Below are 24874 nucleotides of genomic sequence, written 5' to 3'. Positions count from 1 at the left end.
CGCCCACTGCTCATAGGGTATGGCTGCGGATACACTGCGCGCAGTCATTTCGAGGCACGTTCGATGCAATTGATCCCCTGGTCCCATTCGACTTCCGCAGGTTTCACCTTGCGTGGCTGGCACAGTCCGGCCTCCGGCAGGCCGCTGCTGCATTTCCTCCACGGCAACGGTTTCTGCGGTCGCACCTACACGCCGCTGCTGCAGGCGCTGGCGGAGGATTTCGACCTCTGGCTGTGCGATATCCAGGGCCACGGTGACAGCGACCACGGTGGCCGCTTCCTTGGCTGGAACCGCAATGCGGAACTGGCGGTGGAGGCCTTCGAGGCTGGGCGCGGACGGTTCGGCGAGGTGCCGCGCCTGGCGGTCGGGCACAGCTTCGGCGGCGTGCTGAGCAGCCTGATCCTGGCCCGCCATCCCCAGCTGTTCAGCCGTGCCGTGCTGCTCGACCCGGTGATCTTCACGCCGGCCATGATCGGTGTGATGGCCTTCTCCGAGGTCCTTGGCCTGCACCGCCGCACCACCATGGCCAGCCGTGCACGGGCACGGCGCAACCATTGGGCCGATCGCCAGGCGGCCTGGAATGGCCTGCATGGCCGCGGCATCTTCAAGGGCTGGACCGAGGAGGCTCTGCAGGGCTATGTGGAGCACGCGATCAAGGCTGTGGATAACGGCGTCGAGCTGAAGTGCCGGCCGAGCCGCGAGGCGGAGATCTTCAGTTCCTTTCCGAAACGCCTGTGGCCGTCATTGAGCCGAATCGCCACCCCGACCCTGATCCTCCACGGCCAGCACAGCTATCCCTTCGTAGCCAAGTCGGTGGCACGCCTTGCCGCCCTCAACGGCCACGTCAGTACCCAGGTGGTGGAAGGCGGCCATTGCTTCATGCAGGAATTTCCCCAGGCCAGCGCCGAGCGTACGGCTGGTTTTCTCCTGTGCAAGGCATGAGCGTTACGCACGGGTAGGCGCCGTGGCTGGAACTTGTCCACAGGCTGCGGACCTCGATGGGAGCAAAAATGCCTCGAGACGCGCGGGAACGCCGGTCAGGGTCGCTCAATCCACCCGGCGCTGTTCATCCGGTTTGGGATGGTTACGCCGCCATTCGTTCATGTGGATAACCTTGCCTTCGTGCTGCGCCTCGGCTTTGAAGGGGTGCGCCTCGAGGTCGATGCGGCCGAGGTGGTTGCCGAACATCTGCAGGCTGCCGGTCAGGCGCTGCTCACCGGTGACGGTGAATTCGAAGTCATAGATGCGCGCCAGGCGACGATTGCCCTTGCCGTCCCGCACCAGGGCCAGGCGACGAAAGGCGACGTTGCCGTCCAGCAGTTCCACATCGAGCCGTGCGCAGTGCTGCTTGGCCAGGACCAGGACGCGCTCGCGCACGCCATGGCCGCGCCACAGCCAGGCTGCGCCGGCGGCGAACAACATCAGTAGGAAAACGTCAGCCAGGCTCAGCATGATGACTCCGGAAACATAGGAGCAAGCTTAAACCATCCGCAGTGGTTTCAGAGGGCCAGTTCGCTGCGGTTTCTTCCCGTCCGCCTGGTCGGTCGAGTACCGTGCCGGAAACGCCCTGTAGCCGGTGCTGCGTCGCCGCCCGGCGGCGGGAAAACCTGCATGTCCGGCCTGCGTCCTTCTGTCCCAGCGACTAGGCTTCAACCCGAGCAGGCGCTTGGCTAGCATAGGCGCCCCCAACCGACTGGAACGGAACCTTCCTGTGACCCACGGCACGGCACGACAGCGTGGCGCCTGGCTTGGCCTACTGGCCATGCTGCTGGTGTACGTCGGTCCGCTGCTGTCCCAGGCCCGGGATACGGGCCAGGGCGAGGTGCCAGCGTGGATGGGCGAGCTGGCCTGCGCCGCCGAACACAGTGGGCCGAGCCACCAGCCGGCGATGCCCGAACACGAGCTGTCCTGGGCCAAGTGCGGTTACTGCACCCTGCTGTTCAATTCCCCGGCCCTCGGCTCGACCGCCCTTCATGGGCTGGCCCTGGCCGATCCCGCCAGTACGCCACCGACGCCCGAGACCCAGGCCGGCCACCGCTCGCAGGCGGTCTTCCCCGGTGCCCTGACCCGCGCTCCCCCCATCGCGCTCTCCTGAGCCACTCACCCCCTATTTCCGTATTCCGCACGCGCCCCGGCAGATCCGGCGCGCGTGCGCGCGGACCACCGGTTCACCAGGGAGCACGACAATGTCGAAGAACACTGTCTCGTTCTACAACCTGGCGTGGCGCTGGCATTTCTATGCCGGGCTCTTCGTCATCCCCTTCATGATCATGCTGGCGGTCACCGGCAGCATCTATCTGTTCAAACCGCAGCTGGACAACCTGCTCTACGCCGACCTGATGCAGGTCCGCCCCGCCGGCCAGGCCCTCAGTGCCGACCAGCAACTGGAGAAGCTGCGCCAGGCCTATCCGCAGGCCACCGTCAGCCAGTACTTGCCGCCGGTGGATGCCGAGCATAGCGCGCAGTTCGTGGTCAGCCTCGAAGGACGCAAGACCAATCTCTTCCTCGACCCCTACAGCGGGCAGGTGCTGGGCACCCAGGACGCGCAGAACAATCTGCAGGCGATCGCCCGCTCGCTGCACGGCACGCTGCTGATCGGCACCATCGGCGATCGGCTGATCGAACTGGCCGCCGGTTGGGCCATAGTGCTGGTGGTATCAGGGTTCTACCTCTGGTGGCCGCGGGGTCAGGGCCTGCGTGGCGTGTTCTGGCCGCGCCTGGCCAGCCGCGGGCGCCTGTTCTGGCGTGACCTGCATGCGGTGACCGGGTTCTGGGGCTCGCTGCTGCTGCTGTTCATGCTGCTCACCGGGATGACCTGGACCGGCTTCTGGGGCGAGAAATTCGCCGATGTCTGGAACCGTTTCCCTGCCGCCATGTGGAACGAGGTGCCCAAGTCCACCCAGCAGGCCCGCAGCCTGAACACGGCCGAAGACCAGACGGTGGCCTGGGCGGTGGAGAACACGCCGTTGCCCCTCTCCGATCCCCATGCCGCGCACAGGGGGCACGCCGCGGCGGGCACGGCATCCAACGCGAGGCAGGTGGGCCTGCAGCAGGTGGTGGACACCGCCCGCCAACGCGGCGTGGTACCGGGCTACAGCATCACCCTGCCGACCGACGTCACCGGGGTTTACAGCATCGCGGTGTTCGCCGACGACCCACGCAACGACGCCACCCTGCACCTGGACCAGTACAGCGGCAAGGTGCTCGCCGATATTCGCTGGCAGGACTACGGCCTGGTGGCCAGAAGCGTGGAAATGGGTGTGGTGCTGCACGAAGGCAAGTTCTTCGGCCTGGCCAACCAGCTGATGATGTTCGTCGTCTGCCTGCTGATCCTGCTCAGCGCGGTGAGCGGCCTGGTGATGTGGTGCAAGCGCCGCCCGCAGGGCAGCCTCGGCGTGCCGCCGCTGCGTCACGACCTGCCGTTGTGGAAAACCGCGGTGGTGATCATGATCGGCCTCGGCATCGCCTTCCCGCTGGTGGGCCTGTCGCTGGCGGCGGTCTGGGCGCTGGACTGGCTGGTGCTGTCGCGCATCGGCGGCAGCAAGGTGGTAGCCGGCTAGGCCGGCGCTGCAGGCGCGGCGCCGTTGCCGCGTCCGCAATGGAGAGCAATCGGCGCCCGCTGGGGGCGGGCGCCAGTCAATCGAACGAATGGAGTTCCAACATGCGCAAGACATTGCTGGCCCTGGGGGCCCTGCTGAGCTGTTCCGGCACCCTGGCCGCCCATGATTACAACCTGGGGTCGCTGCATATCGAGCACCCCTGGGCCATGGCCGTGCCGGCGGTATCGCCCAATGGCGCCGCCTTCCTGGTTATCCACAACAAGGGCGCGGAGGCCGACAAGCTGCTCGGCGCCGATACCGCCCGCGCCGGCAAGACCGAGATCCATGAACACCTGCACAAGGACGGCATGATGAAGATGCAGCAGGTGCAGGGCGGCCTGGATATCCCCGCCGGCGGCGAGGCGCGCCTGGAGCAGGGCGGCTACCACCTGATGATGTTCGGCCTGAAGCAGCCGCTGAACGACGGCGACAGGTTCCCCATGACCCTGCATTTCCAGAAGGCCGGCGATCTGGAGGTGGAAATCCATGTGCAGAAGGAAGCGCCGTCGGAGGCGGCCCAGCACCAGCACTGAGGCAATGCGCGGGGCCGCCCGGCCCCGCGAACCCCTCATCGAGTTATCCACATCTGCCGCTCGGCAGCCTGGTTTGCCGGTTTCCGGCGCCTCTTCTAGCCTGAATCCATCGCAAGGAGCACCCGCCGGCAGGACGCCAGCCCCGCGCGCAGCGCGGCCTCGCATGTTTCATCTGCCCTCACTGTTTCTTGGCGATGCGCCGCATCGGGCCAAGGGCACGCCGCATGTCGCGGCGTCCCGGCCGGCCCGTGCCCTGATGAGAGAAAAGGAGAGGGAAGATGGACGCTACAAGGACATTCCGCGTTGCCTGGCTGTTGCTGTTGTCGCTGCTCCTCGCCGGCCCGCTGCTGCCTTCCGGGCAGGCGCAGGCTGCCAGCCCCGTCTGTGCCGCCAGTCAGAACTGGATCAGCAGCCCCAATCCGCCCGGCGAGATACCCGACGGCAGCAACGCCGACTTCTGCGACTTCTACCAGTTCGCCTGGCAATGGTTCTTCCAGCTCGTCAGCCCTTCGAAGAGCGACCCGAGTCTGCGCAACTTCCAGGTTAACGCGAACTACCCCGTCCTCCAGGCCACCGGTACCAACTCCTGCGACCCGGCCAAGCAGGCCGAAGTGATGTTCGTGCGCCGGGAGAAACCGGTTGCGGCCGACACCCCCTTCCAACTGCCCGATCGCACCGGCCAGGCTGGTGGCGGCGACACCATCTACGATCAGGCCGGCAACGTGGTGTTCTACGAGATCCGCTTCAGTCAGAACCTGTGCAACGTGCCGCAGATCCAGAACGCGCTGAACTACCCGTCCGGTACCACCGAGCTGAAGACCGCCTGGCGCATCATCACCCAGGCGGAACAGCCGAACTATTTCTGGATAGAGGCGGACGTGGACGGCGTACCGGGCACCGAACTGCTGGGCCTGGTCGGCTTCCACGTGGCCATCGCCACGGCCCTGCACCCTGAATTCATCTGGGCCACCTTCGAGCACCGCAGCAATGTGCCGGACTGCGGCAATCCGGGTACCGCGCCGGCAGGCGGCTGGTCGTTCACCAGTGCAACCTGTGCTGTGGATAACCCGCCCTCCACCTGCAACATCAACCAGGCCGCGCCCAGCACCAACCTGACCGGCACGCCTTCGGAAATCTGCCGGGTCTACCCCGACGGCACCGATCCCTCCGACCATGAGGCGTCCGACAACATTGCCGACATCGACAGCCTGAATACACAGATCCAGGGCTTTCTTGCCGCACTGTCCAGCGACGACCCCATGGCCGTCTGGCAGAACTACATGAATGTCGGGGCCCTCTGGGAGAACGATGTCACCCAGCCGTCCTCCACCTTCTCCAACCAGCGCGGCTCCATGCGTCTGGCCAACTCGGTCATGGAGACCACCTACCAGAACGTCGACCCGACCCAGGGCTTCATTTCCAACTGCTTCGGCTGCCACAACTTCAATGGCAGCGGCAGCAGCAACACCATTCCCTGGGCCAAGCTGAGCCATATCTTCGACGACGTGATGCAGGGGCAGTGCGCCACACCGCAGGACGTGCAGGCCGGCCCCATCTGGAACAACAGCCAGGCTGCTCAGACCTGCCCACAGGTGTGCAACAACCAGGGTGGCTGGAACGGTAACTGGAAGACCACTGAGCCCGGCGCCATGTCCGTGTGCGGTTGTTGCGGGGGATAACTCGGTTTTGCGTGGACTGTTCGTTTATTGATCAGCTCCACGCAGCCCGCGTGATTCCTGGGCCATGGCGTGGACCGCACAGCTTATCCACAGCCGGTTGCACAGATTCTGTGTGCAGCCGGCTGGATAACTCATTGAAATCGCTCGAAAAATGTCCAATGTCCGGGAAGCCGTACGGGACCTGGCGTCCAGGCATCCATGGACATCTTATGCACAGGTCCATCCACGCAATCTGGGAACAAGAGTGGAAAACCCTACAGGGGAACTGTGGGTTGTTTTCTCGGAACCTGGGAATCCGGGAGTCCGGCTTCACTGTCCCCGGTCAGTTCGGCGCGCTGGTCAAGGCGTGATCAATCCTCTGGAGGCCATGCAGTTCAAGGGGCGTAGCGATGGCCAAACAGCTTATCCACAGACGGTTGCACAGAAAATGTGTGCTAAGCGATTGAAATAGAACGAAAAACGAACAATTGACGGAAAGCCGCGGCAGCTCTGGCGCCTGGCGCTCGAACTACAGCTTATCCACAGCTGCATCCACGGGATCTGGGTAAAACAGGGTACGAATGCCCGTCGCCTTGTGCATATATGCAGCGGAACGCCATGAATCCTGGATTACGCAGGAGTAGCTGGCCTCAGCCCGTCGACAAGCAGCCCATGGTCCAGGCGACCAGTCATTGGACCTCTCTGCGGCCAGTGCCAGCCCGCAGGTGGGGTTACGGGTTTTGCACGGTTCGGGAAAAAGCGGTCAATAAATGATCATGGGTCCACAGCCCGCGCCGGCCGTGCCCTCCAGGCATGACCAAACAGGTTATCCACAATTGCCTGCATAGATAATGTGTGCAAGGTCTTCTCCAAGTGATTGAAAGAGAACGAAAAATGTACAAATCCCTGCAGGCTACGAGATATCTGACGCTCGGCGGACGAACTACAGCTTATCCACAACTGAATCCACGGGATTTGGGTAAAAGAACGGTTGCCCTGTACAAGGATCCGCCAAAGACGCACAAGCCGTAGGTTGGTGCTGAGCTCAGCGAAGCCCAACACCTCTGGCGAGGCTGATTTCGGCGTCAGTAGGGTGCGCTGTGCGCACCGGTATTCCTGCGCAGGAGGCTCGTTGGTGCGCATGGCGCACCCTACAGGGAAGGTTATGCACAGTGTGGGAATCCCCTGGGCATGCTGAACAGAAAATGAACAGGTCAGCGTAGGCCGCGACAATCGTGGCTTTCCGGGTTGGTCACACAGTCTATCCACAGATGGCTGCACAGATTCTGTGTGCAACGGATGAGTTATCCCTATGATTTTGCTTGATAAATGTACAAACGGTGGAAAGCTGCGCCAATGCTGGGCTCTGGGCATCCATAGACAAGTTATCCCCAAGGCCATCCACGGGATTTGGGGGAAACGCCTCTGGAATGGGGCTTTCGCGGTAGTTACCGAGAATGGAGGGGGCTCGACCGCCAACCGCCGGCTGGAGCTGCTCAGAAACTGATCGCAGGAGCCAACGCCACGGCTGGCGCGGCGTGCAGCTCTGTCTGAACAGATTATCCACAGCCTGTTGCACAGCATCTGTGTGCAATGCACTGCGCAAGTGATTGAAAACGCTCAGAAAATAATCAAGGGGCGGGAGGCCCCGCAGTGGCTGGCGTGTGGCGCTCGGTCTACACCTTATCCACAACGCCTTCCACCGATTCTGGGGAACAAGTGGAAAAGCGAGGGCTCAGCTGCCCTCGCGCATCTCCTGGTAGCGTTTTTCCAGCTCCTGGCGGATCTGCCGCCGCTGCTGGGCCTGGGCGAAACGACGTTTCTCGTCGGCAGTTTGCGGATCCAGTGGTGGTACCGGTGCAGGACGACGCTCGTCATCCAGGGCGACCATGGTGAAGAAGCAGCTGTTGGTGTGGCGCACCGAGCGCTCGCGGATGTTCTCGGTGACCACCTTGATGCCCACTTCCATGGAGGTGTTGCCGGTGTAATTCACCGAGGCGAGGAAGGTGACCAGTTCGCCTACATGGATGGGCTCGCGGAAGATCACCTGGTCCACCGAGAGGGTGACCACGTAGCGACCTGCATAGCGGCTGGCGCAGGCGTAGGCCACTTCATCGAGGTACTTGAGCAGGGTGCCGCCGTGGACGTTGCCGGAGAAGTTGGCCATGTCCGGGGTCATGAGGACGGTCATCGACAGTTGTGCGGTTCCGGGTTCCATGCTGGCCTCGTCGCTGTGGGGTCTGTCAGGGATAGACGCGGGCGGGTGGCCGGGCGCCACAGCGAACATATCACGCGAGTTCGTGAGCGCCTGTGGATAACCACGGACTCAAGGCGATTCGCCGGGCTGCTCGCACGCCGGGCGCTCTTCCACCAGGTCACTGGGCCCACAGGCCAGACCGTGTTGGCGGCGCAGCTGCGCCAGTTCCTCGCTCTGCTCGACGAGGAAGCGGTCGAAGGCTTCGAGGATGTCCGGGTGCTTCAGGCTGCTGGCATGGAAGGCGGTCCGTGCCAGGGGCAGTTCAGGGTCCAGCAGCAGACGGTCGCCGCCCAGGTTGGTGTTCGTTTCCAGGTAGTGGTGCAGCACTTCCGGATTGGCGTAGATGGCATCGATGCGCAGCCGTAGCAGCATGCGCACCAGGCTGCCGATATCGCCGGCTTCCACCAGCTGGACCTGGCCGCCCTGCAGCCGCTCCTGCCAGGCTTCAGGGGTGAAGCCGCGTACCGTACCGAGGCGGCGTACCGCCCCGATGCCCCGTCCCAGATGCTCGCGCAGGACCAGGCTGCCGTCGACGATGCGGATCACCGGACGGCTGTAGTACAGCTGCGCGTCGGTCTTGAGCTGGCGCGACCAGGCCGGGTTGTCGGGGAACACCAGCATCAGCCGGTCGGTGGTTTGCAACTGGCGGTGCAGGCGGTTGATCGGCAGCGCTTCCAGCTCCAGGACCAGGCCCTGGCTGATGGCGAAGCGCTGCAGGAGCGCGATGGCGTAACCTTCGGCGGGCTTTCCGGGGAGGGCGCGGTAATAGGGCAGGTAGTCCTGGCTCTCCAGGCCGACGCGCAATGGCTCCGCCTGGCAGACGCCAAGGGTCAGGAGCAGCAGCGCGAGGATGGCAGCCTTCATCGGGCGGGCCTGGAAGGGGGAGATGCCAGTGAGCCTAGCAGGCAGCCGGAAAAACTTCAGCGCCCGGCAGGACCGGCCGGGCGTCGCTCCGGACCTCGGGCCCGCGGTCAGGCGTGGGTCAGGTACCAGCGCCAGTCCTGCTCGCCGACTTCGCTGACGAACTGGCGGAATTCCTCCCATTTGATGGCGAGGAAGATCTTCAGGAAGTCCTCGCCAAGGGCCTCCCTGGCCCAGGCCGACTGTTCCAGGTTGCGCAGCGCGGTCAGCCAGTCGGTGGGCAGGGTTTCGCGCGCCTGCTCGTAGCCATTGCCGACTATGGGCTCGCCCGGGTCGATCTGCTCGCGGATGCCCTTGTGGATGCCGGCGAGGATCGCCGCCGCCGCCAGGTAGGGGTTGGCATCGGCGCCGCAGATGCGGTGCTCGACGTGGCGGCTGCTGGCCGGCCCGCCGGGCACGCGGAACGACACGGTGCGGTTGTTCACCCCCCAGCTCCTGGCCAGCGGCGCATAGCTGTTGGCCTGGAAGCGGCGGTAGGAGTTGGCGTTGGGGCAGAAGATCGCCAGCGCGTCGTTGAGTGTGGCCATCATGCCGCCGATGGCGTGACGCAGCAGTGGGGTGCCGTGGGGATCTTCGCTGGCCATCAGGTTGTTGCCCTGTTCGTCGGCCAGGCTCACGTGCATGTGCAGGCCGCTGCCGGCGAGGTCGCCGAACGGCTTGGCCATGAAGCAGGCGATCAGGCCGTGCTTGTTGGCCACGCCCTTGACCAGGCGCTTGTAGCGGATGCCTTCGTCCACCGCCCGCAGCGCGTCGAAGCGATGTTCCAGGGTCAGCTCCAGCTGGCCGGGGGCGTACTCGGAAATGGCGGTGCGCACGGGCAGGCCCTGCACCTCGCAGGCGGCATAGAGGTCGTCGAGGAAGGGCTGCAGCTGTTCCAGCTCGTAGACGCCATAAACCTGCGGTGCCTGGGGCCGCACGCCATTCATTTGCAGCGCCGGTTGCGGACGGCCGCTGGCGTCGCGGTTCTTGTCCAGCAGGTAGAACTCCAGCTCAACCGCCATCACCGGGTGGTAGCCGTCGGCCTTGAGCCGGTCGATGGCGCGGGCCAGCACATGACGGGGGTCACCGGGGGTGGCCGGCAGGCCCTGGGTCGGGTGCATGCCCACCTGCACCTGGCCGGTGGGCGTGGCGCGCCAGGGCTGCAGCGACAGCGAGCCGGGCACCGGGTAGGTCCAGCAGTCGGCGTCGGCCACTTCCCAGACCAGGCCGCTGGCCTCGACGTCTTCGCCCTGGATGGTCAGGGAAAGGATGGAGCTGGGCAGCGGGCGGCCGTGCTCGAAGATCGCCAGCAGCTCGTCACGGTGCAGCAGCTTGCCACGGGGGATGCCATTGGCGTCGATCAGCATCAGCTCGATGCCGCGCACTTCGGGGTGTTGTTGCAGGAAGTCATGGGCTTCCTTGGGATCTGCGAATTGCATGGTCGGGGCTCGCTGGTGGGCCTGTCTTTGATGGGGCAACACCCCATCGTCGGGCATTGATGGGTATCGCTTCGCTCAACCCATCCTACGTTCGTTCATGTGGCTCACTCGCGGGCACCGGGGATGGCCAGCAGCTCGCAGATGGCCTGGTCCAGGGTGGCGATCAGCTTGTCCACGTCGGCCGCGGAAGTGTCCGGGCAGCACAGGGTCATGTTGTGGAACGGCGTGATCAGGATGCCGCGGTTGATCAGGTACAGGTGCAGGGCCATCTGCAGGTCGTCGTGGAAGGCCGCCTCGGCCTCGGCGCCGGTGCGTGGCGACACCGGGCAGAACTGGAATTCGCTGCGGGCGCCCAGTTCGGTCACCGACCACTTCAGGCCATGCCTGGCGATCAGGCCGCGGAAGCCGTCGGCCAGGCGCCTGGCCAGCGGCAGCATGTGGTCGTAGGCGGCCTGGGTCATGACCTGTTCGAGGTTGGCGCGCATGCAGTGCATGGCCAGGGCGTTGGCCGAGAGGGTGGTGCCCATGCCACTGTGGCCGTGGCCATGGCTGTCCTGCTGGGCCTGTTTGCGCGAGGCGAGCATCTTCTCCGCCATTTCCGCGCTACAGCCGAAGATGCCGCAGGGCACGCCGCCGGCGATCGGCTTGCCGACCACGAAGAAGTCCGGGTCGAGGTTCCACAGCCGGGTGCAGCCGCCGATGTCGGTGGAGATGGTGTGGGTCTCGTCGATGATCAGCAGGCTGCCGTACTTGCGGGTCAGCTCGCGGCATTTCTGCATGAAGCCCGGGTCGGGCAGGACCATGCCGATATTGGTCATCGCCGGTTCGCAGAGCAGGGCGCAGACGTCTCCTTCAGCCAGCGCGGCTTCCAGCGCCTGGACATCGTTGAAGGGAATGGAGCGGCTGTACTGGGTCAGGTCGTAGGCCTGGCCCACCAGGCCGGAGCGGTGCACGGTCTGACCGTCGCGGTAGCGCACCATCACATCGTCCACGGTGCCGTGGTAGCAGCCGTCGAACACCAGCAGGGTCTTGCGCCCGGTGATGGCGCGGGCCCAGCGCAGCACATAGCGGTTGGAGTCGGTGGCGGTGGCCGTCACCTGCCAGAAGGGAAGGCCGAAGCGCTCGGCCAGCAGCTCGCCGCAGACCACCGCGTCTTCGCCCGGGAGCATGGTGGTCAGGCCGTTGCCCGCCTGCTCGGCGATGGCGCGGGCCACGGGAGCCGGGGAGTGGCCGAACATGGTGCCGGTGTCGCCCAGGCAGAAGTCGATGTATTCGTGGCCGTCGACGTCATAGAAGCGGGCGCCCTTGGCGCGCTCGACGAACAGCGGGCAGGGCGTGGACCAGTCGGCCATCCAGTGCATCGGTACGCCCGCGTAGAGGGACTTGTGCGCGCGTTCGGCGAGGGCGACGGATTTCGGATTGCGCTCGAGGAAACGGGCGCGCTCGCGGGCGGCGAAGATTTCCACGGCGGCTTGGCTGATTCCACTGGCAGTCATGTTGAACACCTCGTTCGAATTTCTGCACATCCTGTTTTGTGATCACAATTCTGTCAAGACTTGCGAAAACAGGGCCTGAAATTTAACTTGAAACTGATTTTGTGATCACAGTCATGGGCCTAAGGCATCGATCGATGCGCTCGGCAGCTGTGATTCCCGAGCCATCGGCTCACCCGCTTTCGTTGAAAAGCACAGCGGATGGTGGGATAGCGGCCGCGATACACTCCGCAGCCCTCATCCCGGCGTAAGCCTCGACAACAACCCCAAGACAGAAAGGCGACCAAGACCATGCGTAACTGCAGCCTGACCCTGAACCAACTGCCGGCGCCGCCGGCCCTCGCACGGTGATATGCCCATGGCCGAGAACCTGCAGGAACAGCTTTACCAACGACTACGCGAAGGCCTCCTGGCAGGCCAGTTCAAACCCGGCGAGCGCTTGAAGATCCGCGATCTCGCCGCTGCCTGGGGCACCAGCCCGATGCCGGTGCGCGCCGCCTTGCAGCGCCTGGTGGCCGAAGGCGCGCTGGAGGGCGAACCACAGCGCTCGGTGCGCGTGCCGCCCATGACCCGCGAACGCTTCATGCAGATCTACCAGGTGCGCATGGCCCTGGAAGGCATGGCCGTGGAAGCGGCGGTGGACAGGTTGTCCGGCGAGGAGCTGGAGATTCTCCAAGGCTGCATGGCGCGCATGGACAACGCCATCGAGCGGCGCGACGTGCAGGGTTACCTGACCGCCAACAGCCAGTTCCACCGGGTGCTCTACGGCGCCTGCGGCAACCCGGTGCTGCTGCGCACCATCGAATCCCTCTGGCTGCAGGTCGGCCCCTTCTTCAATCGCCTGTTCACCGAGGCGGACCTCTCGTTGCGTCTCAACGATTTCCACGAGGATGCCTTCAAGGCGCTGCAGGCCGGCGATGGCAAGGCCGCGCGCGTCGCCATCGAACAGGACCTGTCTTATTTCGGACAGGTGCTGCTGAACCTCCTGGATCTGGATTTCGCCCAGGCCCGCAGCGGCTGATCACCCTGTCCCGCGGGAGCGATCCGGCTTCGCTCCCGGCGGGTTCCGGAGCAAGTGTTACCGAGTATTGCGCAGGTCTGGCATGGCCGGCCGCGGTGATAACCTGCGAACGTTCCTAGCCCCAACTTCCCTATTTCCTACATGGTTCCGCAGGAGCCGAGCGAGTAGCCCGCGCGCGGGCCCACTGTGCCGCGCATCGCAGAAAAGGAGTGAAACACCATGCATGCCATCGCTTTCATCCAGGATCTTGCCGTGATCATGCTGGTCGCGGGCATGGTGACCATCCTTTTCCATCGCTTCAAACAACCGGTGGTGCTGGGCTACATAGTCGCCGGCTTCATCATCGGCCCGCATACGCCGCCCTTCGAACTGATCCACGACGAAGAAACCATCAAGACCCTCGCCGAGCTGGGGGTGATCTTCCTGATGTTCTGCCTGGGGCTGGAGTTCAGCCTGGCCAAGCTGTTCCGGGTGGGGGCCACCGCCTTTATCGCCGCCTTCCTGGAAATCGTGCTGATGATCTGGATCGGCTACGAGATCGGCAGCTACTTCGGCTGGAGCACCATGGATTCGCTGTTCCTCGGCGCCATCCTGGCCATTTCCTCCACCACCATCATCGTCAAGGCCCTCAGCGACCTGAAGATGAAGAACGAGCGTTTCGCCCAGCTGATCTTCGGCGTGCTGATAGTCGAGGACATCCTCGGCATCGGCATCATCGCGCTGCTCTCGGGCATCGCCGTGAGCGGTTCGGTGGAAACCGGCGAGGTCTTCGCCACCGTGGGCAAGCTGAGCCTGTTCATGATCGTCGCGCTGGTCATCGGCATCCTGCTGGTGCCGCGCCTGCTGGCCTACGTGGCGAAGTTCGAGAGCAACGAGATGCTGCTGGTGACGGTGCTCGGCCTGTGCTTCGGCTTCTGCCTGCTGGTGGTGAAGCTGGAATACAGCATGGTGCTCGGCGCCTTCCTGATCGGCGCGATCATGGCCGAATCGCGCCAGCTGGTGCAGATCGAGCGCCTGGTGGAGCCGGTGCGCGACATGTTCAGTGCCATCTTCTTCGTCGCCATTGGCTTGCTGATCGATCCCAGGGTGCTGCTGGAATATGCCTGGCCCATCGTCGTCATCACGCTGGCGGTGGTGCTGGGCAAGATGCTTTCCTGCGGCCTCGGCGCCTTCATCGCCGGCAATGACGGACGCACTTCGTTGCGGGTCGGCATGGGGCTGTCGCAGATCGGCGAGTTCTCTTTCATCATCGCCGCCCTGGGGATAACCCTGCAGGTCACCAGCGACTTCCTCTACCCGGTGGTGGTGGGGGTGTCGGCCATCACCACCCTGCTGACGCCCTACCTGATCCGCGCCGCCGACCCGCTCTCGATCAAGCTGGCCAGGGTGATGCCGCGCCCGCTGGCGCGGGTGTTCGGTTACTACGGCGACTGGCTGCGCAGCATCCAGCCCCAGGGCCAGGGCGCGGTGCTGGCGAAGATGATCCGCAAGATCCTGCTGCAGGTGCTGGTGAACCTGGCGCTGGTGGTGGCGATCTTCCTCGGCAGCGCCTATTTCGCCGGCACCCTGGCAGGCTACCTGAGCGACTGGGTGAGCTCGCCCAACCTGCAGAAGGCGCTGATCTGGGGGGGCGCGCTACTGCTCTCGCTGCCCTTCCTGATCGCCGCCTACCGCAAGCTCAAGGCGCTTTCCATGCTGCTGGCGGAGATGGGCGTGACTCCGGACAAGGCCGGGCGCCACACCGAGCGGGTGCGCAAGGTGATCGCCGAAGTCATCCCGCTGCTCTCGCTGCTGGGCATCATGCTGCTGCTGATGGCGCTGTCGGCGAGCATCCTGCCCACCCTGGAACTGCTGGTGCTGATCGCCCTGCTGGCGGCGGGCGTCAGCGCCTTGCTATGGCGCTGGCTGATCCGCGTGCATTCACGGATGCAGATCGCGCTGATGGAGACCCTGGAGCAGAGCCAGGACAACCACCGCTGAGGGCTTCAACTGGTGAGCCAGACGTCCCGTGCCCAATGCCACACCGAGTCCCAGCTCTCGTCGGTGAGTTCTTCCTCGTCGCCGTCCCACAGCAGCACTTCGCCTTCGCCGTCGACCACGTAGTAGTCACGGCCGTCCTGGCAGAGTGGCACCAGGTCGCGGGGCACGCCCAGGTCCCAGGCGACGGCGGCGACTTCCGGCAGGAAGGTATGGGACTGCGGATCGGTGACCGTCACCGGCTCCAGGCGGCCATAGACGACGTCACTGACCTTGAGCAGGAACTCGCGGAGTTCGAAGGGCAGGTTGATCAGGAGCTGCTCCTCGATTTCCACCAGCAGCTCCTCGTCCGGAAGCTCCAGGGTAACCGGCACCGGCTCATTGAGTTCACGCAGCTGTTCGATGACTTCTTCCATGGCTACAGGCCCTCATGCATTGGGATGCGCTTTATACAGTAGCCGGGGCCGGGAAGAAAAAAGCGTTGTCGATGAAAAGCCTGCGGCCCCATGCCCGGCTGGGGCGAATTGATTGGCGAATCCCGCAGGGCGAAAACTGTGCGCCCATAGACCCCGGACTGCTTTAGGGTGCGCTGCTCAGCACCAACTGCTTCAGCCGGGCCGGGATGGGCTGGCTAAACTTTGAGCACCGATCCGGCTGCGCGATGCAGCCTACAACCCTGCACATCCACAGGAGGTGCATCATGCGAATGGCCGCAACCCTGCAGCGCAGCCTGGAGCGTGCCCATGCCCAGTTCGACCTGGTACCGCACCCGCACTCGGCCACCAGCCTGGAGGCGGCGCGGGTGGCCAACGTGCCCGCGGAGCGCCTGGCCAAGCCGGTGATACTCGATGACCGCCAAGGCCATTTCCTCATGGCGGTGGTACCCGCCAGCCGGCATCTGGACGTGGGCAAGGTGCGCAAGGACGCCAAGACCTGGCAACTGACCAACGAGTCCACCCTGGCCGGCCTGTTCAAGGACTGCGAACTCGGCGCCCTGCCGGCCCTGGGCGAGCCCTACGGCATGAACATGCTGGTGGACCCGCAACTCACGCGGCAGCGGGATATCTACCTGGAAGCCGGCGATCACGAGAACCTGGTGCACATGCGCATGGACGACTACCTGAAGCTGGTGCCCGATGCCGAAGTCTGCGAGCTCTGCCACTAAGGGCACTAATCGTCCCCCGGTACCGCCGCCCTTCTGGTTCCGCCGTTCCATCGCCCGTCGCCGCTGGCGGCGGGGTGGTGGCCGGCGCCAATGAAAAACCCCGGGACAAGCCCGGGGTTCTGCAGTGCAAGGTCGATCAGTTCTGGCGGATGCCCGCCACCAGCCAGGGCTGGTTGTCGCCGTTCACACGCTCCATGCGCCAGCTTTCGCTGAAGGCCTCGCCCTGGTCGAAGCGCGAGGACTTGGACACGCCGGCGAAGGTCAGGGTGGCGACGGTCTTGTCGGCCAGCTCGTCGATGCCGTCCAGCTGCACCTGCAGGTTGTCGATGTAGGTGGACTGGTAGGCGTCGCCCAGGCTGGCGCGCTCTTCCTTCAGGAAGCTGAGCATCTGCGGGGTGACGAACTCGGCGATCTTGTCCATCTCGGCCGCATCCCAGTGCTGTTGCAGGGCCATGAAGTGCTCGCGGCCGGCTTCGATGAAGCGCTGCTCGTTGAACCAGCTGGGGGCGTTGAAGGCCGGCTGGGCTACGGCCGGCGCGGCGCTGCCGAAGATCGGCGCCTGCTGCTGCGGCATTTCACGCTGGAAGGGCGCCGAGCCGTGGCCGGCCATGGCAGGGTGGCCCTGTTGCTGGGCGCGTTTGCGGGCGGCGAGGAAGCGGAAGATCAGGAAGGCGATCAGGCCGATGATCAGGAAGTCGAAGATCTGCATGCCATCGAAGCCGTCGCCCATGAACATGGAGGCGAGCAGGCCACCGGCGGCGATGCCGGCCAGCGGGCCGAGCCAGCGGGAGGCGCCGCTGGCGGCGGCCGGTTTGCCGGCAGCAGCGGGGGCCGCGGCGTTCGGGGTTTGCTGGGCAGGCGCGGCCTGGCGGGTCTGGTGGGTCGGCGCGGAGCCAAAGGACTTGCCGCCGCCCATACGCTTGGCGGCGTTGACATCCAGGCTCAGCGTCAGGCCGACGCAGAGGGCCAGGGCAATACTGAGGAATCGGCGCATCAGGGGCTTCTCTTGGTTATGAATCTACGCGCGCCATGCTGCACAGTCGGTCGCGCTATGGCTAGGGGGAGAGTGTTTCGGGATTTTGTCGTACAGGCGCGTCGGCCTTTTTCGGGCAGGCCGTTCATCTGCGCAACAGGAACACCAGGGGACCGCAGCGCAGCTGGCGACGCAGCAGGGCGCGCAGGTCGGCCTCATCCTCCATGGGGTGGCGCAGCCAGTGCAGGAAGGTGCGCAGGTAGGTGGCGGTGAGCAGGCTTTCTTCGGCGATACGGCACAGGTGCAGGGTTTCCCGCTGCGCCGCCTCGCGCCACCACTGCACCGTGCGGCTCACCCGCAACAGGCCCAGCACCTGCAGGTGGACGTGCCCGGGTTCCAGTTTGTAGAGCAGCATCTGCCCGGTCACCGAGCGGTGCGGTGCCAGGGCGCCGAGCCAGCTCATCAGCAGTTCTTCCAGGCGTTTTTCCGCACTCAGCGCCGTCAGGTCGCCGCCCTTGCCGCGCACCAGCATGGCCTGGTCGGCGCGATCGAACCAGGCTTCCACCAGATCGTCCTTCTGCCGGTAGTGCCTGGCGATGGCGTCGAGCCCGACGCCGAGTTCATTGGCCACCTCGAACAGGTGCAGGCGCTCCCAGCCGCAGGTGTCGGCCAGGTTCAGGGCGCAATCGAGTATCTGCTGGGCGCTGGGGGAGCGGGGCATGGAATTACCTCCGCTCCTCAGTATGGCCAAGCTTGTGCCAGTGACAGGCGGATCGGACGGGCGGAGGGACGTGCCGGAATTTTTTTGGGGGCCCCAGATTGTAGGGGCGATTTCAATCGCCAAGCGGACCGCAGGTTCGCCCTTGAAATTGCATGGGGCAGCTGCGCTGCCCTTGGCGAATGAATTCGCCCCTACAGAAGAATGCAGAGGGGCGTCTGTTCAGAGCGGCTGCAGCTTGGCGTAGGCCAGCATCAGCCACTTGCTGCCTTCGCTTTCGAACTTCACCTGCACCCGCGCCTGGGCGCCGGCGCCCTCGAAGTTGAGGATGGTGCCCTCGCCGAACAGCGAGTGCTGCACCCGCTGGCCCAGGGAGAAGGGGGTTTCCGGCACGGCAGCACCGTCGAAGATCGAGCCGTGGCGGCTGGCGGCGCCCATGGGGCGGCTGAGGCTGTTGTTCAGGCGCACTTCGCGGATGAACTGCGGCGGCACCTCGCGAACGAAGCGCGAGACCTTGTTGTAGGTCTCGCTGCCATAGAGCCGGCGGGTTTCGGCGTAGGTCAGCACCAGGCGCTGCATGGCGCGGGTGACGCCGACATAGGCCAGGCGGCGTTCCTCTTCCAGGCGCGTCGGGTCTTCCATGCTCATCTTGTGGGGGAACAGCCCTTCTTCCATGCCCACCAGGAACACCAGGGGGAACTCCAGGCCCTTGGCGCTGTGCAGGGTCATCAGCTGCACGCTGTCCTCGAAGGCGTCGGCCTGGGTTTCGCCGGCCTCCAGCGAGGCGTGGCTGAGGAAAGCCTGCAGCGGGGTGAGGTCTTCCTCGCTTTCTTCGTTCTCGAAGGCGCGGGCGGCGCTGACCAGTTCTTCCAGGTTTTCCACCCGGGCCTGGCCTTTCTCGCCCTTCTCGTCCTTGTGATAGGCCACCAGGCCGCTCTGCTCGATGACGGTCTGGGTCATCAGGTGCAGGGGCATGTCCAGGACCTTGGCGGCGAGGTTCTCGATCAGCTCCATGAAGGCCGCCAGGGCGCTGGAGGCGCGGCCGGCGAGGGCCTTGTTGGCGATCATCAGGCGCATCGCCTCCCACATGGAGACTTGGTTGACGCGGGAAAACTCGCGGATGCTCTCCACCGTCTTCTCGCCGATGCCGCGCGGCGGCACGTTGATCACCCGCTCCAGCGCGGCGTCGTTGCCGCGGCCGTCGAGCAGGCGCATGTAAGCCATGGCGTTCTTGATCTCGGCGCGCTCGAAGAAGCGCTGGCCGCCATAGATGCGGTAGGGGATCTTCTCCCGCAGCAGCGCCTCTTCCAGCACCCGCGACTGGGCGTTGGAGCGGTAGAGGATGGCGATCTCGCTGCGCGCCAGGCCGTCGCGCAGGGCGCTCTCGATGCTCTCCACCACGTAGCGGGCTTCATCATGCTCGTTGAAGGCGGCGTAGAGGCCGATGGGCTCGCCGTCTTCGCCTTCGGTCCAGAGCTCCTTGCCCAGGCGCCCCTGGTTGTTGGCGATCAGGGCGTTGGCGGCCTTGAGGATACTCGCGGTGGAGCGGTAGTTCTGCTCCAGGCGGATCACCTCGGTATCGGGGAAGTCGCCGGAGAACTGCTGGATATTCTCTATCCGCGCGCCGCGCCAGCCGTAGATGGACTGGTCGTCGTCGCCCACCACCATCAGGCTTTCGCCACCCTTGGCGAGCAGGCGCAGCCAGGCGTATTGCACGGCGTTGGTGTCCTGGAATTCGTCCACCAGCACATGGCGGAAGCGCCGCTGGTAGTGCTCCAGCAGGCTCGGGCGGTCGCGCCAGAGATCGAGGGCGCGCAGCAGCAGTTCGGAGAAGTCGATGACTCCGGTGCGCGCACAGGCGGCCTCGTAGGCTTCGTAGATCTTCAGCATGGTGCCGAGGAACAGGTCGCCGCCGGCCTGGATGTGCTGCGGACGGATGCCTTCGTCCTTCTGTCCGTTGATGAACCACTGGGCCTGGCGCGCCGGCCAACGCTGCTCGTCGAGGCCGAGGTCGCGGATCACCCGCTTGACCAGGCGCTGCTGGTCGTCGCTGTCGAGGATCTGGAAGTTCTCGGCCAGCCCCGCTTCCTGCCAGTGGGCCCGCAACAGGCGGTGCGCCAGGCCGTGGAAGGTGCCGACCCACATGCCCGCCGGGTTGATCCCCAGCAGCTGCTCGATACGCTGGCGCATCTCGGCGGCGGCCTTGTTGGTGAAGGTCACCGACAGGATCGAGTGGGGCGAGGCCTGCTCCACCTGGATCAGCCAGGCGATGCGGTGCACCAGCACGCGGGTCTTGCCGGAACCGGCGCCGGCAAGCACCAGTTGACGCCCCAGCGGGGCCGCTACGGCCTGGCGTTGGGCGTCGTTGAGGGAGTTCAGGAGGAGGGAGAGATCGTCGCGCATCGCGGCATTCTATGGGTGTGGCCGGGGCAGGGCAAACCGATGACCGGATGGTCGGCCGGACGGTCGCCGATCCCCGTGCCAGAGACCCTCCTAAAGTTGGGGGACGCTGCTCCGGAAGCTCGCACATAAAGCTATTGCAGCTACTCCCCGCTCGGGTAAGCTCCGGGCTCGCTTGGGCAGACCACTACAACAAAAGCGCCTATGACCGCCAATTCATTGCCCGTCGGCCAAGCCCTGTCGTTGGCCGACGGTCGCGAGATCCGCCAGCAGTTCGCGACCGACATTGCCGCCGAACGCACACGCCTGCTTTATCAGGGATCCCAGGTTCCCACGCTGTTCATGCTGCTCAACGGCCTGGCCTGCGCCTACCTGCTCTGGGGGCCGGGCAACGGCCTGCTGCTGGGCGGCTGGCTGGCCTGGCTGGTGCTGCTGGCCATCCTGCGCCTGACCCAGGTGGCCGCGTTCAAGCATGCGCTGCCGTCGCAGCAGGCCGAGCCGCGCTGGCGCCGGGCCTTTCTCCTCGGCGCCGGGGCCTCCGGCCTGACCCTGGCCTTCGCCGCCGTGGCCCTGGTGCCGCCGGATGCCTTCCTCCAGCAGGCGCTGGTCTACGGCCTGATCGCCGCGGCCATTCTCTCCGCCAGCGTCGCCTACGCCGTCAGCCTTTCGGCTTTCCTCACCTTCGCCTTGCCCTGCCTGGTGCCGTCCATCGCCTGGCTGCTGCTGGGCGATACGCCGCTGCTCAGGGGCTGGGGCGTGCTCGGGGTGATACTCGCCGCCTCGCTCATGGTGGTGGCCTGGCAGGTCAACCGGCTGGTGCAACGCAGCCTGCTGCAACGCTTCCAGAACCAGGCGCTGATCAGCCACCTGGAAGCGGCCAAGGCCCGCGCCGAGGGCCTCAACGGAGAACTGGCCCGCGAGGTGGAACAGCGCCGCCGCGCCGAGCGCGAGCTGCGCCGGGCCCATGGCGAACTGGAAATGCGCGTGGCCCAGCGCACCCTGGAGCTGGCCGACGCCAGCCATGCCCTGTCCAAGAGCGAGGCGCGCCTGGCCCTGGCCCTGGAGGCCAGCGAACTGGGCCTGTGGGACTGGAACCTGGAGACCGACGAGGTCCACCACTCCCAGCTCAGGGCCATCTTCGGCATCGAGGCCGAGGATGTGACCCGGGTGCTCAGCGACCTCAAGCCGCGCCTGCACCCGGACGACCTGCCGCTGCTGCGCCGGGCCCTGGTGGAGCACCTCAAGGGGCGCACCGACGGTTATTCCATCGACTACCGGGTGCGCCACAAGGATGGCCACTGGGTCTGGGTGGAGGATCGCGGCAGGGTGGTGGAGCGCGACGACAACGGCAAGGTGCTGCGCATGCTCGGTACCCGCCGCGACATCAGCGCCCGCAAGGTCCGGGACGAGGAGCAGCGCCTGGCGGCCACGGTGTTCGAAGCGGCCAGCGAGGGGATCGTCATCCTCGACCCGGAGTACCGGGTGATCCAGGCCAATGCGGCCTTCAGCCAGGTCACCGGCTATCGCCAGGACGAGGTGATCGGCCGCAGCGTCGCCACCCTGATCGGCAGTCGCGAGGCCCGCCGCCGCTACCACCTGATCCGCCAGGAGCTGGAGCAGAGCGGCAGCTGGCAGGGCGAACTGACGGACACCCGCAAGAGCGGCGAGCTCTACCCCCAGTGGCTGCAGCTCAATATGGTGCGCGACTCGCGGGGCAACGTCAGCCATATAGTCGGATTCTTCGCCGACCTTTCCGCCCGCCGCGAGGCCGAGGAGCGCCTGCGCTATCTCTCCAGCTATGACGAACTCACCGGCCTGGCCAACCGCACCCTGTTCAAGGACCGCCTGCACGAGGCCAGCCAGCGTGCGCGCCAGAGCGGCCGCAGCCTGGCCCTGCTGCATATCGACCTGGACCGCTTCAAGGTCCTCAACGACAGCCTCGGCCATGAGGTGGCCGACCAGCTGCTGCGCCAGGTCAGCCGCCGCCTGACCCAGGCGGTGCCGGAAGCCGACACCATCGCGCGGCTCTCGGGGGACGAGTTCGCCGTGATCCTCGATGCCTACGGCAGCCTGTCCAGCCTGGCGCGCCAGGCCAGCCGCCTGCTCGGCAAGCTGCGCATGCCCATGACCGTGGGCGGCCACGAGCTGGTGATCAGTGGCTCCCTCGGTATCAGCCTGCTGCCGGAGAACGCCCGCGACATTTCCGCCCTGATCAGCCAGGCGAACATGGCCATGCAGCACGCCAAGCACCTGGGCGGCAATACCTTCCAGTTCTTCACCGACAACCTCCAGGCCTGCACCCTGGAGCGTCTGCAGCTGGAGAACCAGCTGCGCAAGGCCATCGACGAAGGCCAGCTGGAGGTCTTCTACCAGCCCAAGCTGGGCCTGGCCGACAACAGCCTGAACGCCGCCGAGGCGCTGGTGCGCTGGCGCCATCCGCAGCAGGGGCTGGTGCCGCCGGGGGATTTCATCGGCCTGGCCGAGGAAACCGGGCTGATCGCCCCCATCGGCGAATTCGTCCTGCGCCAGGCCTGCCTGCAGGCCCGCGAATGGCAGCGCCAGGGGCTGGCGGACATCCGCGTCTCGGTGAACCTGTCGATGCACCAGTTGCGCCAGGGCAACCTGGTCAGCCTGGTGCGCCAGGTGCTGGAGGAGACCGGCCTGCAAGCGCGCCTGCTGGAGCTCGAACTGACCGAAAGCCACCTGCTGGAGAACGTCGAGAACGTCATCGCCACCTTCCACCAACTGCGCCAGATCGGCGTGAAGCTGGCCATCGACGACTTCGGCACCGGCTACTCGTCCCTGAGCTACCTCAAGCGCTTCCCGGTGGACTACGTGAAGATCGACCAGACCTTCATCCGCGACCTCTCCGCCGGCAGCGAGGACGCCGCCATCACCCGCGCGATCATCGCCATGGCCCACAGCCTGGAGCTGAAGGTGGTGGCCGAGGGCGTGGAAAACCACGAGCAGCTGAACTTCCTGCGCAGCCAGCGCTGCGACGAGATCCAGGGCTACCTGATCAGCCCGCCGGTGGAGGCGCCGCAGTTCGCCCGGCTGCTCAGGGAGCAGGCCTCGGCGCTCTGGCGCTGAGGCCGGGAAGCGGCCCGCCAGGCCGCAGGATGTAGGGCATCCATGCAGGAGCCGATCCCGTCGCAGGGTGGATGACGCTCTTTTCATCCACCATCGGTGCCCAGCCGAGCCCCGAATGGTGGACCGGTGAAGCGTGGTCCACCCTACGGGACTACTCAGTCCCGGCGGTACGGCTGTTGCCCGTGCTGAACCAGCGCAGCAGCAGGGCGTTGTCCAGGGGCAGGTCCGTCGGCAGCGGCAGGTAGAGGATGTGGCCATCCCCGGGGGCCACCACCTTGCGCTCGCCGAAGCGGTTCTCCAGCGCTTCCAGGCGGAAGTCCAGGTTGCCCTGCGGCGTCATCAGTTGCAGGCGATCGCCCACCGCGAAGTGGTTCTTCACCCTGACCTCCGCCAGGCCCTGGCGGACCACCCCGGTCAGCTCGCCGACGAACTGCTGGCGCTCGGCGATGGAGTAGCCATGTTCGTAGTTCTGGTACTCGTCATGCACATGGCGGCGCAGGAAGCCCTCGGTGTAGCCGCGATTGGCCAGGGACTCGAGGTCGTCCATCAGGCTGCGGTCGAAGGGCCGCCCGGCGCGGGCGTCATCGATGGCCTTGCGGTAGGCCTGGGCGGTGCGCGCCACGTAGAAGTGCGACTTGGTGCGGCCCTCGATCTTCAGCGAGTGCACGCCGATCCGCAGCAGCCGCTCCACGTGGTGCACGGCGCGCAGGTCCTTGGAGTTCATGATGTAGGTGCCGTGCTCGTCCTCCCAGGCGGACATCAGCTCGCCGGGGCGATTGGCTTCCTCCAGCAGGAACAGCCGCTCGCTCGGCGCGCCGCAGCCGAGGGTGGGCACCAGTTGCCCCAGTTCGTCTTCGCGGGCGGGCGTGGCGCCGTACTGCCAGCGGCAGGCATTGGTGCAGGTGCCCTGGTTGGGATCGCGGTGGTTGAGGTAACCCGACAGCAGGCAGCGCCCGGAATAGGCCATGCACAGGGCTCCATGCACGAAGACCTCCAGCTCCATGCCCGGCACCTCGCGGCGGATCTCGCCGATTTCCTCCAGGGACAGCTCGCGGGACAGGATCACCCGGCTGAGGCCCTGCTGCTGCCAGAACTTCACGCTGGCCCAGTTCACCGCGTTGGCCTGCACCGAGAGGTGGATGGGCATGGCCGGGAAGTGCTCGCGCACCAGCATGATCAGGCCGGGGTCGGACATGATCAGTGCGTCCGGCCCCATGGCGATCACCGGCTCCAGGTCCTTGAGGAAGGTGCGCAGCTTGGCGTTGTGCGGCGCGATGTTCACCACCACGTAGAAGCGCTTGCCGGCGGCCCGGGCCTCCTCGATGCCGAGGGCCAGGTTGGCGTGGTCGAATTCGTTGTTGCGCACCCGCAGGCTGTAGCGCGGCTGGCCGGCGTAGACGGCGTCGGCACCGTAAGCGAAGGCATAGCGCATGGCCTTGAGGGTACCGGCGGGGGAGAGCAGTTCGGGGCTGTGCATGGCGCGGCTCGTGGTGGGAGCGATGGACGCGCGATTCTAGGGAGCGGGTGAGGGGGCTTCATTGCTCCAGAGCAATGCGAATGCGCCGCTGCGGTGGAAATCCGCCAAGCGGATTTCCACCCTACACAAGGCCTGCACCTCCGTAGGGTGGAAAGCGCTTTTCTTTCCACCATC

Annotated in this window: 19 protein-coding genes; 9 read left to right on the top strand and 10 right to left on the bottom strand. The window is 65.6% G+C overall.

Annotation, left to right across the window (positions count from 1 at the left end; genetic code table 11):
* Positions 1 to 63 precede the first annotated feature (63 nt).
* Complete coding sequence (locus ACFPU0_RS02845) at positions 64 to 942, top strand: alpha/beta fold hydrolase (protein WP_377691262.1); 879 nt, start codon at positions 64 to 66, stop codon at positions 940 to 942.
* Between the two features lie 105 nt (positions 943 to 1047).
* Here the strand turns inward: ACFPU0_RS02845 and ACFPU0_RS02840 are convergent, their stop codons facing one another.
* The gene (locus ACFPU0_RS02840) at positions 1048 to 1452 is read right to left on the bottom strand and encodes a DUF3301 domain-containing protein (protein WP_377691261.1); all 405 of its coding nucleotides are present in this window, start codon (positions 1450 to 1452) and stop codon (positions 1048 to 1050) included.
* Between the two features lie 259 nt (positions 1453 to 1711).
* Here ACFPU0_RS02840 and ACFPU0_RS02835 point away from each other — a divergent pair, with 259 nt between their 5' ends.
* The 4 genes from ACFPU0_RS02835 (at position 1712) to ACFPU0_RS02820 (ending at position 5811) form a co-directional block, all read left to right on the top strand.
* A complete protein-coding gene (locus ACFPU0_RS02835; RefSeq protein WP_377691260.1) occupies positions 1712 to 2095 on the top strand; it encodes a DUF2946 domain-containing protein in 384 nt (127 codons plus the stop codon).
* Between the two features lie 91 nt (positions 2096 to 2186).
* Positions 2187 to 3560, top strand: a complete 1374-nt coding sequence (locus ACFPU0_RS02830) for a PepSY-associated TM helix domain-containing protein (protein WP_377691259.1) — start codon at positions 2187 to 2189, stop codon at positions 3558 to 3560.
* A gap of 101 nt (positions 3561 to 3661) precedes the next feature.
* Complete coding sequence (locus tag ACFPU0_RS02825; RefSeq protein ID WP_377691258.1) at positions 3662 to 4132, top strand: copper chaperone PCu(A)C; 471 nt, start codon at positions 3662 to 3664, stop codon at positions 4130 to 4132.
* 278 nt (positions 4133 to 4410) lie between these two features.
* On the top strand, positions 4411 to 5811 hold the full coding sequence (locus tag ACFPU0_RS02820; RefSeq protein ID WP_377691257.1) for a mannan-binding lectin: 1401 nt from the start codon (positions 4411 to 4413) through the stop codon (positions 5809 to 5811).
* A 1714-nt stretch (positions 5812 to 7525) separates the two neighbouring features.
* Here ACFPU0_RS02820 and ACFPU0_RS02815 read toward each other — a convergent pair.
* The 4 genes from ACFPU0_RS02815 to ACFPU0_RS02800 all read right to left on the bottom strand — a co-directional run bounded on the left by ACFPU0_RS02815 (position 7526) and on the right by ACFPU0_RS02800 (position 11882).
* Positions 7526 to 8008 (bottom strand): acyl-CoA thioesterase, encoded by a 483-nt coding sequence (locus ACFPU0_RS02815; protein WP_377691256.1) that lies wholly within the window; start codon positions 8006 to 8008, stop codon positions 7526 to 7528.
* A 108-nt stretch (positions 8009 to 8116) separates the two neighbouring features.
* Positions 8117 to 8911, bottom strand: a complete 795-nt coding sequence (locus tag ACFPU0_RS02810; RefSeq protein ID WP_377691255.1) for a substrate-binding periplasmic protein — start codon at positions 8909 to 8911, stop codon at positions 8117 to 8119.
* A 107-nt stretch (positions 8912 to 9018) separates the two neighbouring features.
* The gene (locus tag ACFPU0_RS02805; protein WP_377691254.1) at positions 9019 to 10386 is read right to left on the bottom strand and encodes a glutamine synthetase family protein; all 1368 of its coding nucleotides are present in this window, start codon (positions 10384 to 10386) and stop codon (positions 9019 to 9021) included.
* Between the two features lie 104 nt (positions 10387 to 10490).
* Positions 10491 to 11882: an aspartate aminotransferase family protein gene (locus ACFPU0_RS02800; RefSeq protein ID WP_377691253.1), complete on the bottom strand. Its 1392-nt coding sequence runs from the start codon at positions 11880 to 11882 to the stop codon at positions 10491 to 10493.
* A gap of 355 nt (positions 11883 to 12237) precedes the next feature.
* On the opposite strand from ACFPU0_RS02800, the gene ACFPU0_RS02795 reads away from it, so the two are divergent.
* Positions 12238 to 12900: a GntR family transcriptional regulator gene (locus ACFPU0_RS02795; RefSeq protein ID WP_377691252.1), complete on the top strand. Its 663-nt coding sequence runs from the start codon at positions 12238 to 12240 to the stop codon at positions 12898 to 12900.
* A 219-nt stretch (positions 12901 to 13119) separates the two neighbouring features.
* Entirely contained in the window at positions 13120 to 14880 is a 1761-nt protein-coding gene (locus ACFPU0_RS02790; RefSeq protein WP_377691251.1) for a cation:proton antiporter, read from the top strand.
* A 5-nt stretch (positions 14881 to 14885) separates the two neighbouring features.
* Here the strand turns inward: ACFPU0_RS02790 and ACFPU0_RS02785 are convergent, their stop codons facing one another.
* Complete coding sequence (locus ACFPU0_RS02785; protein WP_377691250.1) at positions 14886 to 15293, bottom strand: SMI1/KNR4 family protein; 408 nt, start codon at positions 15291 to 15293, stop codon at positions 14886 to 14888.
* Positions 15294 to 15577: 284 nt separating this feature from the next.
* Here ACFPU0_RS02785 and ACFPU0_RS02780 point away from each other — a divergent pair, with 284 nt between their 5' ends.
* Positions 15578 to 16042, top strand: coding sequence for an aminoacyl-tRNA deacylase (locus ACFPU0_RS02780; protein ID WP_377691249.1), 465 nt, complete (start codon positions 15578 to 15580; stop codon positions 16040 to 16042).
* A 136-nt stretch (positions 16043 to 16178) separates the two neighbouring features.
* Here ACFPU0_RS02780 and ACFPU0_RS02775 read toward each other — a convergent pair whose 3' ends face one another.
* The 3 genes from ACFPU0_RS02775 to uvrD form a co-directional block, all read right to left on the bottom strand.
* The gene (locus tag ACFPU0_RS02775; protein ID WP_377691248.1) at positions 16179 to 17036 is read right to left on the bottom strand and encodes a Tim44 domain-containing protein; all 858 of its coding nucleotides are present in this window, start codon (positions 17034 to 17036) and stop codon (positions 16179 to 16181) included.
* 124 nt (positions 17037 to 17160) lie between these two features.
* Positions 17161 to 17736: a TetR/AcrR family transcriptional regulator gene (locus ACFPU0_RS02770; RefSeq protein WP_377691247.1), complete on the bottom strand. Its 576-nt coding sequence runs from the start codon at positions 17734 to 17736 to the stop codon at positions 17161 to 17163.
* A gap of 219 nt (positions 17737 to 17955) precedes the next feature.
* Positions 17956 to 20136 carry a DNA helicase II gene (gene uvrD, locus ACFPU0_RS02765; RefSeq protein ID WP_377691246.1) on the bottom strand — a complete coding sequence of 727 codons (2181 nt, stop codon included), beginning with the start codon at positions 20134 to 20136 and terminating at the stop codon, positions 17956 to 17958.
* Between the two features lie 201 nt (positions 20137 to 20337).
* Between uvrD and ACFPU0_RS02760 the strand changes: the two genes are divergently transcribed.
* Complete coding sequence (locus tag ACFPU0_RS02760; RefSeq protein WP_377691245.1) at positions 20338 to 23223, top strand: EAL domain-containing protein; 2886 nt, start codon at positions 20338 to 20340, stop codon at positions 23221 to 23223.
* 151 nt (positions 23224 to 23374) lie between these two features.
* Here the strand turns inward: ACFPU0_RS02760 and yegQ are convergent, their stop codons facing one another.
* Positions 23375 to 24724, bottom strand: a complete 1350-nt coding sequence (yegQ, locus tag ACFPU0_RS02755; protein WP_377691346.1) for a tRNA 5-hydroxyuridine modification protein YegQ — start codon at positions 24722 to 24724, stop codon at positions 23375 to 23377.
* Positions 24725 to 24874 lie beyond the last annotated feature (150 nt).

Source organism: Pseudomonas sp. GCM10022186 (assembly GCF_042656385.1).
In the GTDB taxonomy this organism is placed as follows: Bacteria; Pseudomonadota; Gammaproteobacteria; order Pseudomonadales; family Pseudomonadaceae; genus Metapseudomonas.
This window is presented reverse-complemented; position numbering and strand designations above follow the sequence as displayed.

Excerpts from the sequence above, each read along its gene's own strand:
- ACFPU0_RS02790 (WP_377691251.1), top strand. The coding sequence starts at position 13,120 with ATGCATGCCATCGCTTTCATCCAGGATCTTGCCGTGATCATGCTGGTC.
- ACFPU0_RS02805 (WP_377691254.1), bottom strand. The coding sequence starts at position 10,386 with ATGCAATTCGCAGATCCCAAGGAAGCCCATGACTTCCTGCAACAACAC.
- ACFPU0_RS02795 (WP_377691252.1), top strand. The coding sequence starts at position 12,238 with ATGGCCGAGAACCTGCAGGAACAGCTTTACCAACGACTACGCGAAGGC.
- ACFPU0_RS02770 (WP_377691247.1), bottom strand. The coding sequence starts at position 17,736 with ATGCCCCGCTCCCCCAGCGCCCAGCAGATACTCGATTGCGCCCTGAAC.
- ACFPU0_RS02825 (WP_377691258.1), top strand. The coding sequence starts at position 3,662 with ATGCGCAAGACATTGCTGGCCCTGGGGGCCCTGCTGAGCTGTTCCGGC.
- ACFPU0_RS02830 (WP_377691259.1), top strand. The coding sequence starts at position 2,187 with ATGTCGAAGAACACTGTCTCGTTCTACAACCTGGCGTGGCGCTGGCAT.
- ACFPU0_RS02845 (WP_377691262.1), top strand. The coding sequence starts at position 64 with ATGCAATTGATCCCCTGGTCCCATTCGACTTCCGCAGGTTTCACCTTG.
- ACFPU0_RS02800 (WP_377691253.1), bottom strand. The coding sequence starts at position 11,882 with ATGACTGCCAGTGGAATCAGCCAAGCCGCCGTGGAAATCTTCGCCGCC.
- ACFPU0_RS02785 (WP_377691250.1), bottom strand. The coding sequence starts at position 15,293 with ATGGAAGAAGTCATCGAACAGCTGCGTGAACTCAATGAGCCGGTGCCG.
- uvrD (WP_377691246.1), bottom strand. The coding sequence starts at position 20,136 with ATGCGCGACGATCTCTCCCTCCTCCTGAACTCCCTCAACGACGCCCAA.
- ACFPU0_RS02840 (WP_377691261.1), bottom strand. The coding sequence starts at position 1,452 with ATGCTGAGCCTGGCTGACGTTTTCCTACTGATGTTGTTCGCCGCCGGC.
- ACFPU0_RS02815 (WP_377691256.1), bottom strand. The coding sequence starts at position 8,008 with ATGGAACCCGGAACCGCACAACTGTCGATGACCGTCCTCATGACCCCG.
- ACFPU0_RS02810 (WP_377691255.1), bottom strand. The coding sequence starts at position 8,911 with ATGAAGGCTGCCATCCTCGCGCTGCTGCTCCTGACCCTTGGCGTCTGC.
- ACFPU0_RS02780 (WP_377691249.1), top strand. The coding sequence starts at position 15,578 with ATGCGAATGGCCGCAACCCTGCAGCGCAGCCTGGAGCGTGCCCATGCC.
- ACFPU0_RS02760 (WP_377691245.1), top strand. The coding sequence starts at position 20,338 with ATGACCGCCAATTCATTGCCCGTCGGCCAAGCCCTGTCGTTGGCCGAC.
- ACFPU0_RS02820 (WP_377691257.1), top strand. The coding sequence starts at position 4,411 with ATGGACGCTACAAGGACATTCCGCGTTGCCTGGCTGTTGCTGTTGTCG.
- ACFPU0_RS02775 (WP_377691248.1), bottom strand. The coding sequence starts at position 17,036 with ATGCGCCGATTCCTCAGTATTGCCCTGGCCCTCTGCGTCGGCCTGACG.